General features: G+C 73.3%; 15 protein-coding genes. 3 read left to right on the forward strand and 12 right to left on the reverse strand.

Annotation, left to right across the window (positions count from 1 at the left end; all coding sequences use genetic code 11):
- Positions 1–250: 250 nt before the first annotated feature.
- The 7 genes from fbaA to ABZ920_RS15740 all read right to left on the reverse strand — a co-directional run bounded on the left by fbaA (position 251) and on the right by ABZ920_RS15740 (position 7,560).
- Entirely contained in the window at positions 251–1,282 is a 1,032-nt protein-coding gene (gene fbaA, locus ABZ920_RS15710) for a class II fructose-bisphosphate aldolase (RefSeq protein ID WP_361504101.1), read from the reverse strand.
- A 171-nt stretch (positions 1,283–1,453) separates the two neighbouring features.
- Positions 1,454–2,026, reverse strand: a complete 573-nt coding sequence (pyrE, locus tag ABZ920_RS15715; protein WP_361504103.1) for an orotate phosphoribosyltransferase — start codon at positions 2,024–2,026, stop codon at positions 1,454–1,456.
- A gap of 10 nt (positions 2,027–2,036) precedes the next feature.
- Positions 2,037–2,825: an aldose 1-epimerase gene (locus ABZ920_RS15720; protein WP_361504106.1), complete on the reverse strand. Its 789-nt coding sequence runs from the start codon at positions 2,823–2,825 to the stop codon at positions 2,037–2,039.
- A 69-nt stretch (positions 2,826–2,894) separates the two neighbouring features.
- A complete protein-coding gene (locus tag ABZ920_RS15725) occupies positions 2,895–4,349 on the reverse strand; it encodes an SRPBCC domain-containing protein (protein WP_361504109.1) in 1,455 nt (484 codons plus the stop codon).
- 145 nt (positions 4,350–4,494) lie between these two features.
- On the reverse strand, positions 4,495–6,111 hold the full coding sequence (locus tag ABZ920_RS15730; protein WP_361504234.1) for a polyamine aminopropyltransferase: 1,617 nt from the start codon (positions 6,109–6,111) through the stop codon (positions 4,495–4,497).
- A 186-nt stretch (positions 6,112–6,297) separates the two neighbouring features.
- On the reverse strand, positions 6,298–6,819 hold the full coding sequence (locus ABZ920_RS15735; RefSeq protein ID WP_361504111.1) for a DUF2617 family protein: 522 nt from the start codon (positions 6,817–6,819) through the stop codon (positions 6,298–6,300).
- Positions 6,820–7,176: 357 nt separating this feature from the next.
- Positions 7,177–7,560 carry a hypothetical protein gene (locus ABZ920_RS15740; RefSeq protein ID WP_361504114.1) on the reverse strand — a complete coding sequence of 128 codons (384 nt, stop codon included), beginning with the start codon at positions 7,558–7,560 and terminating at the stop codon, positions 7,177–7,179.
- 150 nt (positions 7,561–7,710) lie between these two features.
- On the opposite strand from ABZ920_RS15740, the gene ABZ920_RS15745 reads away from it, so the two are divergent.
- On the forward strand, positions 7,711–8,916 hold the full coding sequence (locus ABZ920_RS15745) for a pyridoxal phosphate-dependent aminotransferase (RefSeq protein ID WP_361504116.1): 1,206 nt from the start codon (positions 7,711–7,713) through the stop codon (positions 8,914–8,916).
- A gap of 229 nt (positions 8,917–9,145) precedes the next feature.
- Here the strand turns inward: ABZ920_RS15745 and ABZ920_RS15750 are convergent, their stop codons facing one another.
- Both ABZ920_RS15750 and clpB read right to left on the reverse strand, forming a co-directional pair.
- Positions 9,146–9,676 (reverse strand): YbjN domain-containing protein, encoded by a 531-nt coding sequence (locus ABZ920_RS15750; protein ID WP_361504119.1) that lies wholly within the window; start codon positions 9,674–9,676, stop codon positions 9,146–9,148.
- A 226-nt stretch (positions 9,677–9,902) separates the two neighbouring features.
- Positions 9,903–12,500, reverse strand: a complete 2,598-nt coding sequence (gene clpB, locus ABZ920_RS15755; protein WP_361504121.1) for an ATP-dependent chaperone ClpB — start codon at positions 12,498–12,500, stop codon at positions 9,903–9,905.
- A gap of 131 nt (positions 12,501–12,631) precedes the next feature.
- On the opposite strand from clpB, the gene ABZ920_RS15760 reads away from it, so the two are divergent.
- Complete coding sequence (locus tag ABZ920_RS15760) at positions 12,632–13,045, forward strand: TIGR03618 family F420-dependent PPOX class oxidoreductase (RefSeq protein ID WP_361504124.1); 414 nt, start codon at positions 12,632–12,634, stop codon at positions 13,043–13,045.
- Between the two features lie 167 nt (positions 13,046–13,212).
- On the opposite strand, the gene ABZ920_RS15765 is transcribed toward ABZ920_RS15760, so the two are convergent.
- Positions 13,213–13,548, reverse strand: a complete 336-nt coding sequence (locus ABZ920_RS15765; RefSeq protein WP_361504126.1) for a hypothetical protein — start codon at positions 13,546–13,548, stop codon at positions 13,213–13,215.
- Position 13,549: 1 nt separating this feature from the next.
- Positions 13,550–13,783 (reverse strand): hypothetical protein, encoded by a 234-nt coding sequence (locus ABZ920_RS15770; protein ID WP_361504129.1) that lies wholly within the window; start codon positions 13,781–13,783, stop codon positions 13,550–13,552.
- 155 nt (positions 13,784–13,938) lie between these two features.
- Between ABZ920_RS15770 and ABZ920_RS15775 the strand changes: the two genes are divergently transcribed.
- Positions 13,939–14,922 (forward strand): helix-turn-helix transcriptional regulator, encoded by a 984-nt coding sequence (locus ABZ920_RS15775; protein WP_361504131.1) that lies wholly within the window; start codon positions 13,939–13,941, stop codon positions 14,920–14,922.
- A gap of 49 nt (positions 14,923–14,971) precedes the next feature.
- On the opposite strand, the gene ABZ920_RS15780 is transcribed toward ABZ920_RS15775, so the two are convergent.
- Positions 14,972–16,015 (reverse strand): helix-turn-helix transcriptional regulator, encoded by a 1,044-nt coding sequence (locus ABZ920_RS15780; RefSeq protein WP_361504134.1) that lies wholly within the window; start codon positions 16,013–16,015, stop codon positions 14,972–14,974.
- Positions 16,016–16,152: the final 137 nt, after the last annotated feature.

Below are 16,152 nucleotides of genomic sequence, written 5' to 3' on the forward strand. Positions count from 1 at the left end.
TCGCGGCCAGCGCCGCAGCGCACGCCGGAGGGAGTCGGCCGGACCCCGGCCCCGCAGCCGCAGCCGCTGCCACGTGCGACGGCTGCCCCACCGGACCCCCCACCGCAACCACACCCACGAGGGACGGCTGCCGCACCGGGCCGGCGGAGCACGGCGCCCGGGGCCCCTCGGCGCCGCGCCACCGCACCCCGGACATGCGAAGGGCCCGGCGCCGTCACCGGCACCGGGCCCGACCGTCACCGGTCGCGGGTTACTTGATCTTCGAACCCGCGGACCGGAGGTGGCCGCAGGCCTGGACGACGCGCTGCGCCATCGACGCCTCGGCCAGCTTGCCCCAGGTGCGCGGGTCGTAGGCCTTCTTGTTGCCGACCTCGCCGTCGACCTTCAGGACGCCGTCGTAGTTGCGGAACATGTGGTCGGCGATCGGACGCGTGAACGCGTACTGCGTGTCCGTGTCGATGTTCATCTTCACGACGCCGTTCTCCAGGGCGGTGCGGATCTCCTCCTCCGTGGAGCCGGAGCCGCCGTGGAAGACGAAGTCGAACGGCTTGCTGCCGGGCGGCAGGCCGTACTTCTTCGCCACGCCCTCGTTGAGCTCCTTCAGCAGCTCGGGACGGAGCACGACGTTGCCCGGCTTGTACACGCCGTGGACGTTGCCGAAGGACGCGGCCAGCAGGTAGCGGCCCTTCTCGCCCAGGCCGAGGGCCTCGGCGGTGCGGATCGCGTCGTCGACCGTCGTGTACAGGGAGTCGTTGATCTCGTGGGAGACGCCGTCCTCCTCGCCGCCGGTCGGGGTGATCTCGACCTCGAGGATGATCTTGGCGGCGCGGGCGCGCTCCAGCAGCTCCTGGGCGATTTTCAGGTTGTCGGCGAGGGTCTCCGCGGAGCCGTCCCACATGTGGGACTGGAACAGCGGGTCGAGGCCGGCCTGGACGCGCTTCTCGGAGAGCGCGAGCAGCGGACGGACGTACCCGTCGAGCTTGTCCTTCGGGCAGTGGTCGGTGTGCAGCGCGATGTTGACCGGGTACTTCTCGGCGACGATGTGCGCGAACTCGGCCAGCGCGACGGCACCGGTGACCATGTCCTTGCTGTACTGGCCGCCCAGGAACTCGGCGCCGCCGGTGGAGATCTGGACGATGCCGTCGCTCTCCGCCTCCGCGAACCCGCGCAGGGCCGCGTGCAGGGTCTGGGAGGACGTCACGTTGATGGCCGGGTAGGCGAACTTGCCTGCCTTCGCCCGGTCGAGCATCTCGTTGTAGACCTCGGGGGTTGCGATGGGCATCTGTCCGCTCCTCGTATGTGCGGGTTGCTTTTCTGCGTACTGAAGGCCCTGACCTAGGGGGTGACGTCCTCGTCGGCCCCATCTTCGCAGACGACGCCGCTTCCTTCGGACACCCTGTCCAGCCTGTGGATGACCGGTGGCGGCCGGGCCCGCCGGCCAGGCCCTCAGGACCTAGTCGAGCCCCAGCTCGTCCTTCGCGTACGCGTAGAGGTACGGCACACCCGCACCCTCCTGGATCTTCTCCGCCGCGCCGGTCGCCCGGTCGACGATCGTGGCGACGGCGACGACCTCGGCGCCCGCCTCGCGCACCGCCTCCACCGCGGTGAGCGGGGAACCACCGGTGGTGGAGGTGTCCTCGACGACCAGCACCCGGCGGCCGCGGATCTCGGGGCCCTCGACGCGGCGCTGCAGGCCGTGCGCCTTGGCCGCCTTGCGCACCACGAACGCGTCCAGCCGGCGCCCGCGGGCGGCGGCGGCGTGCAGCATCGCCGCGGCGACCGGGTCGGCGCCCATGGTCAGGCCGCCGACCGCGTCGTAGTCGAGGTCGGCGGTCAGGTCCAGGAGCACCTGCCCGACCAGCGGCGCGGCCTCGCCGTCGAGGGTGATGCGGCGCAGGTCGACGTAGTAGTCGGCCTCCAGACCCGAGGAGAGGGTCACCCTGCCGTGCACCACGGCCTTGTCCTTGATCTGCTGCAGCAGCGCGCCGCGCGGGTCCGACGGGGTTACGGCGTTGACGTCACTCATGCCTGTCAGCTTACGGGCGCCGCCAGGACCAGGTCGTCGTGGCCTCCAGCGGCTCCAGCGGCGTGACCAGGCGCGGGAGGGTGTTCAGGCCGTTGGGCGGACCGGTCTGCGGCTCCACGCAGACGGCGGCCTCCTGCTCGTCGTAGACGACGACCCACTCCTCGGGGCTGGTCACCCTCAGCTCCAGCTGCCCGGGCCAGGTCAGCGTGACGTCGACGCCGCCGGGCATGCCGAAGCAGTCGTCCCAGGGGCCCGGCTTGGGGTCGAGCCGGTGCCCGGTGGGCAGGTGGTCGCCGCCGCGCTCCTCCTGCCAGGCCGGGTCGAAGTCGATCCGCACGTCCTGACCGCCGAGGTTGCGCCGGAACCACGGGTGCCAGCCGATCTGGGCGGGGAAGGAGGACGCGTACGTCTCCACCGCCATGGCCAGCGTCAACGCGTCCTCGCTCAGGGTGGCCACCTGGGTGACGCGGGCCGGATAGGGCCAGGGGTCGACGAGGTCGTACGTCATGACCGCCTCGGTCCCCGTGGTGCGGGCCGTGCGCCAGGCGCCGTCGCGGGCGGTGCCGTGGATGGCGTGCGGCGGGGAGTTGAGCGGCATCTGCTGGACCGTGGCGCCGTCGAGGAAGCGGCCGTCCCGGATGCGGCCGCACCAGGGGACCATCGGGAAGCAGCCGAAGCGCTCCCCCTGGCGCAGCAGCTCGACGCCGCCGACGCGGAGCCCGCCGACCCGCCCTCCGTTGCCCGGCTGCAGGGTCACTTCCGCGTCGCCCGCGGTCAGCGTGATCTCTTCGATGCTCACGCAACGAGGCTACTGGGCCGATCAAGAGCGCGTTCGGCGTCCGGTGGGGGTGGCGCGAAGACGCCCCGCTCAGCGGTGCCGCCGGAGCACGCGGCCCAGCACGATCGCCGACACCACGACGACCGCCGCGGCCGGGGCCGCCCAGCGCAGGACGGGGCTGGTGGAGACGGTCAGCGGTGCGGGAACGGGGGCGTAGCGGCCGCGCGGCGGCGCGTGGTCGACCTCCTCCGCGCTGCGCCCGATCATCGTCCGCCGCGCGTGCGCGGCCTCGGCGGGCGGCTCGGCGGCGTCGTCGAAGTCCTCGGACACGGGCCGCTGCGGCTCACCGGCTGCCTCCCCGCCGCCGTCGCCCCGGCCGCCGTCCTCGGCGTCGTCGCCGGAGCCGGCATCGGCGTCGTCGGCGTCATCGGCGTCGGCGAGCGGGTCGAGGGAGGGCGGCGGCACCTCGACGTCGAAGACGGAGGCGCGCTCGGCGGCCGCGGCGGGCCCAGCCCCGGGCTCCTCGTCGGCGTCCCCCGCCCCGGCACCCTCCGGCTCCTCGGCCGAACGGCCGGCTCCCGGCCGCGACCGGTCGGCCTCGGCGTCGGCCGGCTCACCGCCTCCAGGACGTGCTTCCACCGGCCCGCCGGTCCCCCGGGTGCCATCGCGCTCGGCCGGCTCGGCTGCACCAGCCCCGGCACCCTCCGACCCTTCGGGCGACCGGACAGCCGCCCGCTCGTCCGGCCCGGCCTCGACACCCTCCCGCTCCGCGGACGACGGACCTGCCTGCTCCCCCTCGGGCGACTCGGCTGTCCCGGCTTCGGCACCTCCCGAGCCCCCGGCAGGCCGAGCGGCATCGTCGTCGGCCTGCCCGGCGCGTTCGGCGCGGCCCCCGTCCGGCATCGGTGCCGGGGCGTCGTCCGCCTCCGGCGCGGCGTCGAACTCCCCGGTCCTCGACGGGGAGAAGTCCTCGGTGCCCTGGGACTCGGCGGCCCCGCGCGCCCCGGCGGGGGCAGCGGTACCGGCCGCCTCCTCCGCGTCCCCGTCCTCGGCGGCCGTCGCGGGCGGCGGCTCCGCCGAGGCGGTGTCTCCGAGCCCCTCCGCCAGGTTCTGTGCGAAACGGTTCAGCAGGCGCACCACGGCGGTGCGCACCGTGTCGGCGGGCAGCGCGGTGACCCGGCCGTCCGCCGTGGCGGTGCCGTCGAAGGCGACGGTGGCGCCGCCGTCGGTCTCGTGGACCCGGAGCGTGAGGGCGAGACCGGCCGTGCCGGTGCCGCGGGACTCGGCGGCGTCGGCCTCGACGGTGCAGGCTCCGTCGTCGCGCCGGGAGAGCCGGAGCGTGCCGCGGTAGGTGATGGTGTGCCCGCCGACGCGCAGTTTCAGGCGTCCGGCGACCGATCCGCCCCCGCTCCCGGCCTCCGCGCCGTCCTCACCGGCGGTCGCGTCCTGCTGGAGCCCGGGGACCGCCCGGGCCACCCGTGCGGGATCGGCGAGTGCCTCCCTCAGCGGCGGGGCCGGAACCGGAACGAACACCTCGTGCTCCATGTCAGCCGAGGGTACCCAGTGGCGGCGTGTCGTACCCCCGCTCGCGCACAACTCGCCCCATGCCGCACCGGCGTCACCACGGCCCCGCGCGGCGGGCCCCCGGCGCCTCCCGTCACCCCGCACCGCAGTGCACAGGAACGTTGCGTCAGCCGGTGTAGCGGGGGTGGACCAGCGTCGACGGCGGCAGCCCCGCCAGGCGGGTGCGGGCGGCCGCGCGGGCGGCCGCGGCGAGCGCGGCCGGGCTCAGCGTGCGCGGACGCGGGGCCTCCGGGTCCAGGCGCAGCACCGGGACCGTCCGGGCGGCCAGGACGAACCCCCAGTCGCGGGGCGGGCGGAGGGCAGCGTCCGCCGTGCGGCCCGGCCCGGTGCCGGCGTCGTCGCGGTGACCGACGCGGTACACCGCCGTCCGCAGACCGGCCGCCCGCAGGGTCGACTCCACCGTCCAGAACACGCGCGGGCGGGAGGAGACGGGCCCCGCGTGCACCACCAGCCGCCCGCCGGGTGCCAGCGTCCGCCGGGCCAGGCCGTAGAACTCCTGGGCGTACAGCTTCGTGCTCGCCGTGAGGCCCGGGTCGGGCAGGTCCCCGATCACCACCTCGTACGTCGCCGGCGGCACCTCCCGCAGCCGGCCGAAGGGGTCCGCCGTGGTCACCCGCACGCGCGGGTCCCGGTAGGCGTGCCCGCCCAGCCGGGACAGCGCCGGGTCGGTCCGTGCCAGCCGCACCACGTCCGCGTCCGGGGTGACGACGTCCACCCGGCGCACCCCCGGGTGGCGCAGCACCTCGCGCACCGCGAGACCGTCGCCGCCGCCGAGCACGAGCACGCGCGCGTGCGGTCCGGCCATCGCGGGGTGGACGAGCGCCTCGTGGTAGTGGCGCTCGTCCCGGCCGGCGCGCAGCCGCCCGTCCACGTACAGGTTCAGCGGACGGCCCCGGGTGCCGCCGGTGAGGACCACTTCCTGGACGCCGCTCTGCACCGCCACGCGGACGTCCGTGCCGTACACCGCGTGCCGCGCGGCCCTTTCGAAGTCGCCGGCCAGGGCGGCGGCCGAGACCAGCACGCCGAGCACGAGGACGTTCGCGACCAGCAGCAGCCCGCGGGCGCGCGGGGTCAGGTCCCGCCCGAACAGCCCGAGGACCAGAGCGCCGCCGGCGACGACGTTGACCGCGCCGGTCAGGAGCGCACCGGTCAACTGGCCCAGCAGCGGCAGGAGAAGGAAGGGGAAGGCCAGGCCGCCGACGAGCGCGCCGACGTAGTCCGCCGCGAACAGGTCGGCCACCGCGCCGCCCGCGTCCTGGCGCCGGATGCGCTGGATCAGCTCCATCAGCAGGGGCACCTCGGCGCCGATCAGCAGCCCCATCATGAGGGAGAAGGCGACCAGCAGGAAGCGCGGGCCGTCCGCCCACAGCCCGCCCCAGTCGCCGGTCCAGGCGAACACCGCGTACAGCACCATGGCGCTGCAGCCGCCGATCAGGGCGAGCACCGCCTCGACGGCGCCGAAGCCGGCGGCGGCGAACCGGCGCAGTCGCTTGGCCGCGAGGGAGCCGATGCCCATGGCGAACACCATGACGGACAGCACGACGGACGCCTGGGTGACCGAGTCGCCCATCAAGTACGCGGCCAGCGCCACGAGTTCGAGCTCGTACACCAGTCCGCAGGCCGCGCAGACGAACACGCCCGTGAGGACGAGGAACCGGCCCGTTCCCGGTCGGACGGGCAGGGGTGCCGGGCTGCTGCGGGCCGGCGCCGGACCCGGCGGCACCGGGCCGGGCCGGGCCGTCCGTCGTGCGGCCGTACGGGGCGGGGCCGGGGCGTGCGGTTCGATCACGACTGCGACGTTACGTCACCGGTGTGCCACGCTTCGTCACCCACACGCGTGCAACCGGAACGGGTGAACAGGCGCGAGCCCCGGCGCGCGCCGCGGCAGGGCGGGCGCCGAACGGCTCACCTACCCGGCCGTCGCGCGCGAACGGGCCCCCACCTTCGTCCGCGTCGCCACCAGCTGCCCGTCCTGCGGATAGGCGTGCCAGGTGCGCCAGTGCACCTGGCCCCCGTGGCGCTGCGCCAGCATCGCGGTGAACGCGTGCGGGCTGCCGGGGAAGACGCCGGCGAGCCCATGGGGGTGGTCGGAGACGAGGGCCAGCAACTCCTGGGCGCGGCCGGCGAACGATCCCGGCGAGAGGACCTCGACGCGCGCGGCGAACTCGTACTCCCAGTCGTCGGTCCGCTTGGCGACCCCGAGCGGCAGCGGGGTCCTGGAGCCCGGCATGCACGCCACCGTCTCCGAGCAGGTGCCCCTGCCGTCCTCCAGGAGCACCTGGTGGGAGGCGCCCAGCAGCCTCAACTGCAGTTTCGCGTCCACCAGTTCGAGATCCAGTGTGGCCAGCGCGGGCAGCGGCTCGCGCCCCAGGGCCCAGGCCAGGTCGGCCGCGCGCGTATCGGTGTAAGAGGTGTTCAGGGTCGTGAGCATGGATGGGCTCCGCTGGCACGCAGAAAGACGGGGAGGCAGGGACCGGCGCCCCCCGGTGGACGCGGGAGGACAGCTCGGTCGGCCCAGCGCAGGAGACGTGTGTGTGCGGGACGTCCCGAGGGGGCTGCGTCGGCGTTTTAGAGGGAATCATGAACAGTGGGGCCGCCACAGCCTTTTTACCCAACTTGGTAGGCTTTCCATCCTTCAGAGGGCTCGTCAGTTCAACTGTTCAACCCTTGAGCGGGATACGGCACGGGACCCGGCGTGCGGGAAGCCACTCGGGGCGCCCCCGGGAGGCCAGTCCCGGGAACGCCCCGCGCCGTGCGGCCGCCCCGTGCGGAGCTCGGCTGCCCCGTGTCAGCCGCCTCCGCCGCATCCGCCGCCGCCTCCGCACGACGAGCCGCCGCCGCAGGAGGAAGAGGATCCGCCACCGCACGAGGAGTGGCCCCCGCCCCCGCAGGAGTGGTGGCCGCCGGAGTGGCCCCCGCCCGCGTGGTGGCCACCGGAACGGTCGTCGTCGGACGAGCCGCCCACGTCCCCGGCCGCGACCCACCACGCGGCGCTGGTGTCACTGCCGCTGCTGTCGCCGCCGCGGGAACGCGCGCCGCGGCCGGCGCTGCCGCGGTACGGCCGCGCCACCCGTCCGGCCCGGCTGTTCCTGCGGGCGTTCCCCCGTACGGCGGACACCAGCACCGCCGCGAAGACGACCCCTGCCACTGCCAGGATGATGCCGAAAGCCATGGCGCCACCCTCCTTCCGATACTCCGGAGTCCCTCCGGAATTCCCCCGAAGCAGCCCCCCGTGGGCGCCTCGCTCCTTGCGTGACCGGGGGATGCCCGGCCACCACGACAGCCAAAGCACACTTGAGCAACTCCAGAGCTTCGGCGCAGGATGGCCGGCATGACCTCCAGTGCACGCCCCCCGCTCAACCGCCGGCTCGCCGAGTTCGGGACGACGATCTTCGCCGAGATGTCCGCCCTGGCCGTGCGCACGGGCGCGATCAACCTGGGACAGGGCTTCCCCGACACGGACGGCCCCGAGGAGATCCGGGAGGCGGCCGTGCGGGCGCTGCGCGACGGACGCGGCAACCAGTACCCGCCGGGCCCGGGCGTCCCCGAGCTGCGTGCCGCGGTCGCCGCGCACCAGAGCCGGCGGTACGGGCTGGAGTACGACCCGGACACGGAGGTGCTCGTCACGGCGGGCGCCACCGAGGCCATCGCCGCCTCCCTGCTGGCGCTGGTGGAGCCCGGCGACGAGGTCGTGGCCCTGGAGCCGTACTACGACTCCTACGCGGCCTGCGTCGCGATGGCGGGCGGCAGGCGGGTGCCCGTGACGCTGCGCCCGCACCAGCAGGGCCCGGACGGGCCGGCGTTCCGCCTCGACCTCGACGAGCTGCGGGCCGCCGTGACCGGCCGGACGCGGCTCCTGCTGATCAACACCCCGCACAACCCGACCGGCACCGTGCTCACGCGCGAGGAGCTGGCGGCGATCGCGGAGCTCGCCGTCGAACGCGACCTGCTGGTGGTCACCGACGAGGTCTACGAGCACCTCGTCTTCGACGGCGCCGAGCACCTGCCGCTCGCCGGCTTCCCCGGGATGCGCGAGCGGACGGTGACGATCGGGAGCGCCGGCAAGACGTTCTCGTTCACCGGCTGGAAGGTCGGCTGGATCACGGCGCCGCCCGCGCTGGTGACGGCGGTGCGCTCGGCGAAGCAGTTCCTGACGTACGTGGCGTCGGGCCCGTTCCAGTACGCGGTCGCCGAGGCCCTCGCCCTTCCCGAGTCGTACTTCACCGCGTTCCGCGACGACATGCGCGCCAAGCGGGAGGTGCTGTCGGAGGGGCTGTCGGCGGCGGGACTGACGGTGTTCCGGCCCCGGGGCACCTACTTCGTCACCGCCGACATCCGCCCGCTCGGCGAGAGCGACGGCATCGCCTTCTGCCGGGCGCTGCCGGAGCGGGCGGGGGTCGTCGCCGTCCCGAACGCCGTCTTCTACGACCACCGGGAGCAGGGCGCGCCCTTCGTCCGCTTCGCCTTCTGCAAGCAGATCACGGTGCTGCAGGAGGCGGCCGCGCGCCTGAAGGCGCTGGCGGGCTGACTCCGGCCGCCCGGTACGCGGCCCGGCCCACCGCCGCCGCCCGCCCGACGCGCCCGCGCACGGGTGGCGGCGAACCGCTCACCGACGGCTCGGGCACGCCGGCGGCGCGGTGGCGAGAACCCGGCTGCGGGCCGCACGCCGTCGGGGCGGGGGCCCGGGCCGGGCTCTCGCCGATCCGTGGCGCGTGCCGGTGGTCACGCACGCGCCGCTGCGGGGTCCGGCGGCGGGACTACTCGCCGTCGTCTCCGGTGTCCTCGGTGTCGTTGATCTCCTCTTCGAGGCCGAGCTGCTCGACGAGCCACTTGTCGAACTCGATCGCGGCCCGGACCCAGCTGACCGTCGAGGAGACGAAGTGCTCCAGGCTGACGCCCATGCCGATCAGCATCTGGGCCTCGCCGATGAGGCGGACGGTGCCGTCGTCGTGGGTGTGGGTGTAGACCTTGGGCCACAGGGTGCGCCGGTTCCAGTCGTCGACGGACTCCAGCAGCTGCGGCTTCTCGTCGATCTTGTGGGGCCGGTCGTAGAACGTCCGCACCGAGAAGACCTGCTGGTCGCCCTCGCCGCGGAACATGAAGTACGTACGGAACTGCTCCCACGGCGCCGCGAGGTCACCCTCGTCGTCGACGACGTACTTGAGCTCCATCTGGTCCAGGAGCTGCTTCACGAGGTCCTGATCCGGGACGACGGGGCCCGCCGGTCCCTGGGGCTGCGGCTCGGGCTGGCCCCCGAAGTTCGGAATCGAGGACGGGTCGATGCTCACCGTGTTTTTCCCTTCGTACGGATCTCGCCATCCTCCCCCATGCGGGGAGGGTGGTGGCAAGCCCCGGCGCCCCCTGTCAGCCCAGGGCTGACACGATCCGGTCACCGGGGCGGGCCGCCTGCCGAGTACCCGGTCCGGCCCCGCTCCGACACCTCGCACGGCGAACGCCTCGGCTCCTCTCACGGTGAGGGGGGCCGAGGCGTTCCACGGGGACGGGGATCGTGCTCTACAGCATCTTGCCGGTGGCCGGGCCGACGAGGAGGCCCTCGCCGTGGCGGTCCACGCGGACCGTGTCGCCGTCCGTGACCTCGCCCGAGAGGATCTCCTTGGCGAGCCGGTCACCGATCGCGGTCTGCACCAGGCGGCGCAGCGGACGGGCGCCGTACGCCGGGTCCAGGCCCTCCTCGGCGAGCCAGGCCAGCGCCTCGGGGGTGACCTCCAGGCTCAGGCGGCGCTCCGCCAGCCGCCGGGCCAGCCGGTCGATCTGGAGCTGTGCGATCCGCTCCAGCTCCGGCTTGGTCAGCGCGGAGAAGACGACCAGGTCGTCCAGGCGGTTGAGGAACTCGGGCTTGAAGGAGGAGCGGACCACCTCCAGCACCTGCTCCTTCTTCTCCTCCTCGCTGGTCAGCGGGTCGACCAGGAACTGGCTGCCCAGGTTGGAGGTCAGGATCAGGATGGTGTTGCGGAAGTCCACCGTCCGTCCCTGGCCGTCCGTCAGGCGGCCGTCGTCGAGCACCTGCAGGAGGATGTCGAAGACCTCCGGGTGGGCCTTCTCCACCTCGTCGAGCAGGACGACGCTGTACGGGCGGCGGCGCACCGCCTCCGTCAGCTGGCCGCCCTCCTCGTAGCCGACGTACCCGGGCGGGGCGCCGACCAGCCGGGCCACGCTGTGCTTCTCGCTGTACTCCGACATGTCGATGCGGACCATCGCCCGCTCGTCGTCGAAGAGGAAGTCCGCGAGCGCCTTGGCCAGCTCCGTCTTGCCCACGCCCGTCGGGCCGAGGAACAGGAACGAGCCGGTCGGGCGGTCCGGGTCGGAGATGCCGGCCCGGCTGCGGCGGACGGCGTCGGAGACGGCGCGCACGGCCTCGGACTGCCCGATGAGCCGCTTGCCGATCTCGTCCTCCATGCGCAGCAGCTTCTGCGTCTCGCCCTCCAGCAGGCGGCCGGCCGGGATGCCGGTCCAGGAGGCGACGACGTCCGCGATGTCGTCGGGACCGACCTCCTCCTTGACCATGGTGTCCCTGGCGGCCTCCTCCTCGGCCTGCGAGGCGGCCTCCAGTTCCTTCTCCAGTGTCGGGATCTCCCCGTAGAGCAGTTTGGAGGCGGTGTCGAAGTCGCCGTCGCGCTGGGCGCGCTCGGCCTGGCCGCGCAGGTCGTCGAGCCTCTCCTTCAGCTCGCCGACGCGGTTGAGGGACTGCTTCTCCTTCTCCCAGCGGGCGGTCAGGCCGCGCAGCTCCTCCTCCTTGTCGGCGAGGTCGCGGCGCAGCTTCTCCAGCCGCTCCTTGGAGGCCTTGTCGGTCTCCTTGCTGAGGGCCAGCTCCTCCATCCGCAGCCGGTCGACGGCGCGCTGCAGCTCGTCGATCTCCACCGGGGAGGAGTCGATCTCCATGCGCAGCCGGGAGGCCGACTCGTCGACGAGGTCGATGGCCTTGTCGGGCAGGAAGCGGGAGGTGATGTACCGGTCGGACAGGGTCGCGGCGGCCACCAGCGCGGAGTCGTTGATCTGCACCTTGTGGTGGGCCTCGTAGCGTCCCTTGAGCCCGCGCAGGATCGCGACGGTGTCCTCCACGCTCGGCTCGCCGACGAACACCTGCTGGAAGCGGCGCTCCAGCGCGGGGTCCTTCTCGATGCGCTCGCGGTACTCGTCGAGCGTGGTCGCGCCGATCATGCGCAGCTCGCCGCGGGCCAGCATCGGCTTGAGCATGTTGCCGGCGTCCATGGCGGAGTCGCCGCCCGCGCCGGCGCCGACGACGGTGTGCAGCTCGTCGATGAACGTGATGATCTGCCCGTCGCTCTCCTTGATCTCGGAGAGCACGGCCTTCAGCCGCTCCTCGAACTCGCCGCGGTACTTGGCACCCGCCACCATCGCGCCCAGGTCGAGGGCCACCAGCCGCTTGTCCTTGAGGGACTCGGGCACGTCGCCCTTGAGGATCCGCTGGGCCAGCCCCTCGACGACGGCGGTCTTGCCGACGCCGGGCTCGCCGATGAGGACCGGGTTGTTCTTGGTGCGGCGGGACAGCACCTGCACGACGCGGCGGATCTCCTGGTCCCGGCCGATGACCGGGTCGAGCTTGCCCTCGCGGGCCGCGGCCGTGAAGTCGGTGCCGAACTTCTCCAGGGCCTTGTACTGGCCCTCCGGGTCAGGTGTGGTCACCCGGCGTCCTCCCCTCGCCTTCGCAAAGGCGTCCTGCAGCTTGCCGGCACTGGCTCCGTGCCGGGTGAGCACCTCGCCGGCCGCGCCGCCCTTGGCGGCGACGCCGATGAGCAGGTGCTCGGTGGACAGGTAGTCGTCCCCGAGCTCCTTGGCCCGGGTCTGCGCGTCCGCGATCACCGCGAGCAGGTCGCGGTTGGGCTGCGGCGGCGCGACGGTGGACCCGGTCACGCGGGGCAGCGCGGCCAGCAGGCGCTCGGTCCCGGCGCGGACGGAGGCCTGGTCGGCGTCCACGGCCGCCAGCAGGTCGATGATGTTCTCGTTCTCCTGCCCCTCGAGCAGCGCGAGGAGCAGGTGCGCGGGGGTGAGGTCCGGGTGCCCCTCGGTCACGGCCCGGTTGCTGGCCGCGTTGATCGCGTCCCGGCTCCTGTTGGTCAGCTCGGCGTCCACAGTCCCCTTCTCCTTCTATGGCGTCGGCCCTCTGCCTGCGTCTCGGTCCCTGACTCAGTCAACGTGCACAAAGTTGAGTCTATTCCACTCAAGGGCGGCGCGGGACATCCGGGCGCACTAAGTTCCGGGCCATGGTCTCCACGTATGCCCGCGACCCGGGCGACCCCGACGCGCCGTACCTCAGCTTCTGGCGGGAACGGCACCTGTGCACGCTGACGACCGTCCGTGCGGACGGCACCCCGCACGTGGTGCCCGTCGGAGTGACGTACGACCCCGGGGCGCGGCTGGCCCGGGTGATCACCAGCGGAACGAGCGCGAAGGCGCGGCACGTGCGCGCGGCCGGGCCCGAGGGGGCACCGGTCGCGGTGTGCCAGGTGGAGGGGCGCCGGTGGGCGACCCTCGAAGGACGCGCGTTCGTCCGGAGCGAGCCGGAGCGGGTCACGGAGGCGGAGCGGCGGTACGCCGAGCGCTACCGGGCGCCGCGGCCCAATCCGTCCCGGGTGGTGATCGAGATCGAACTGACGGGGGCGCTGGGGAGCGCCTGACGCCGTCACGGTGCGGGGCGGGGCACCAGCCGTTTCCAGCCGGCGTGCCCGCGGCGGGAGTCCGGACATGTCCCCCCGAAACTGCAGCGGCGTCACCGTGTTCAGGTCACGGTGACGCCGCTGCGGGGGGAAGCGCCTGAGCGATCTGTTACGACGGGGGAATCGCGTCAGGCACTGCGGGGGGTGGCCGAGATGGTTCTGGAGGTGGCGGTCTCCGGGGCCACCTGCCGGTGGTCTCGCTGGTCGAGGTTCACGAAGATCATTCCGTACCGGACGGCACATCGCACGGGCTGCGGCGCCCCCCGAGGCCGCCGCAGGCACCGGTACGCCCGTACGTCTCCGTCCTCGTCCCGCGTGACGACGACCGGTTCACCGAAGACGGTCACCATCAGCGAGTCACCGCTGTGGGGGATGGCGGTGACCAGGTCGATGAAGTGCCAGCCGGAACGGTAGGCGGTCGCCATTTCCCGTCGGAAGGAGCGGTCGTCGGGTGGAGTGCTCACGTCAGCTCCAGACGCTGTCGTCTGTTCCGAGCGGAGTGTCGCCGCCGGCGTCGCCCGTCGTGACGGGCGCCAAGGACCAGACGCTGTCGTCCGTGCCCGTGGCGCCGTCCCCGTCGGCGTCCACCCGGGCCGGCGCCACGGACCAGACACTGTCCGCTCGTGCGTCGCTCTTCGCGCCGGAGAGGCCACTCAGCGATCCGAAGGCCACAACGGCAGAGAAGATGGCGACAAGCACCGAGCGAAGCATTCTCTTACGCATAGTCGGCTTCGTCCTCACTTGAAGGTCCCCTCTTCCCCCGTCGAGTAAGACGATGGCTCATTCAGGCACGTCATGGCCACACAATCGGTGCATCATGTTCCTGCACGTTCAGGACCCTGGGGGGTGGAGATTTGACAACGAATCGGACTAAAGCCACACATCCCCATGCCGTGACCGAGCTGTGCGAGGAAGGCAGCCGACTCTACGCGAATGCCCTGCGCATGGGGCGTGTCGCGCGCGCGGACGCGGAATCCGCCCCCTGCCTCACGGAGTTCGCCCTGCTCCACCCCGATCCCGACGACGCGAACTGGCTGCGCCCGGTCCCCCCGGGGGTCGCCCTGGCCCAGCGGCTCAACCCCCTCGAACGGGAGATCAGCGACCGCCGGCGGCGGTCCATCGAACTGGCGGATGCTTTCGAGCCGTTCATGGCCCTCAGCGCGCAGGCCGCCGCCCCCACCCACGCGATCACGGTCCTGGAGGGACTGGACCGCATCAACGCGGCCCTGGACCTGGCGACCGCCCAGTGCCGGACGGAGATGCTCACGGTCCAGCCGAGCGGCCGCCGGCCCGAACGCAGGACCCTGGAGGGACTGGAGCGCGACAAGCCGCTGCTCGAACGCGGCGTCAAACTCCGCACTCTGTACCAGCACACGGCCCGGCACAGCCCCGAACGGCTCGCCTACGTCGACCAGATCGCCGACGGCAAGGTCGAGATACGCACGATCGACGAGCTGGTCGAACGGCTCGTCGTCTGCGACGACACCGTCGCCTTCATTCCCATCCGCGAGGACCGGCAGGTCGCGCTGGAACTGCGCCACCCCGGCCTGGTGCGCTACCTCATCCAGGTCTTCGAGTTCATGTGGAACCGGGCCGTGCCCCTCAGCGCCGGCGCGCCCTACGAGACCGCCCCCGACGGCATCACCGAGATCCAGCACTCGATCGCCAAGCTCCTCGTCGAAGGCCACGTCGACGAGGCCATCGCCCGCCGCCTGGGCATGAACGTGCGCACCTGCCGCGCCCACATCGCCAAGCTCGCCACCGCCCTCGGCAGCGGCAGCCGGGCCCAGCTCGGCTTCCTCATCGCCCAGTCGGGAATCCTCGACCAGAAGCCGTGAGGACCGCCGTCACGGACGGCCGGCCCCGCCGGGCCGACGGCCGGCCGGATCAGCGGCCGGTCGGGAACGGCCGGCCCGGCCCGGGGACCGCGGGCAGGGCCGCGGTGCGCGGCGGCCCGTCCAGCCCGGCCTGGGCGATGCGCACGCCCAGCTGCGTCCGGCTCGCGGCGCCCAGCGTCTCCGACAGCCGCGCGATGTGCGCACGGCAGGTGCGGACGCTGATGCCGAGCCGTTCGGCGATCACGGCGTCCTGGTGGCCCTCGGCCAGCAGCGCGGCGATGGACTGCTCGCGGTGGGAGATGCCCTCGATCCCGGTGTCCGGCAGCGGCGCGGTCAGCGGGATCGCCAGCCGCCACAGCCGCTCGAACACCGTGAACAGGTACTCCACGAGGGCCGGGTGGCGCAGCTCCAGCGCCATCGTGCGGTCGGTGTTGGCGGGGATGAAGGCGACCGTGCGGTCGAAGAGGATCAGCCGGTCGATGACCTCGTCCAGCGTGCGCGCCTCGACGGCGTCGCCCATCAGCTCCAGATAGGTGAGCAGTCCCTGGCCGTGCCGCGCCACGTGGGTGTACAGGTCGCGCATGCGCACGCCGCGGCCGCGCAGCGCCAGGGCCCGGTGCAGGCCCTCCGACAGCTCGTGCTCGCGCCGGATGCCGCCGGGCTGGACCGTCAGCACCTCCGTGCGGCACGCCTCCGTCGCCTCGTCCATGGCCGCCTGGATGCGGGGCAGGCCGTCCAGGACGCGGATGGCCGTGCCCTCCGCCGCGGCCGAGGGCACCCTGACCTCGCGGCCGAGGCCGGCGTACCGCTCGAACGCCGCCACCACCGAGCCGACCCGCCGGTGGCTCTCGCTGACCTCGTCGTACATCCCGCGCAGCAGGCGGGTGATGACCTCCTGCGGCGCCGTGGGCACCAGCCAGTCCATGTCGTCGGGGTCGGGGTGCAGCAGGGCCAGTTCCAGCAGGCACGGCACCGGCTCGGCGTCGCGGCGGGACACCCGGCCGCGCCGTACGGCCCGGGAATACACGCGATCCCCGGCCTCGCACAGTCGGTCGGCACCGTGAGGATGCTCCTCCGTCCCGTGCCCGGCCATGGCCCATCACACCCCCGGTTCCGCCTCTTCCGCAGCGCAACTATGCGCGGACCGGACCAGCTCCGCAACACGGGTACCCCCATGACGGCGGCCGGAAAGCACGGGTATGGCCCACTGCGTCCGACCCTCCGGCACAG

Source organism: Streptomyces sp. NPDC046831 (assembly GCF_040645305.1).
Lineage (GTDB): Bacteria > Actinomycetota > Actinomycetes > Streptomycetales > Streptomycetaceae > Streptomyces.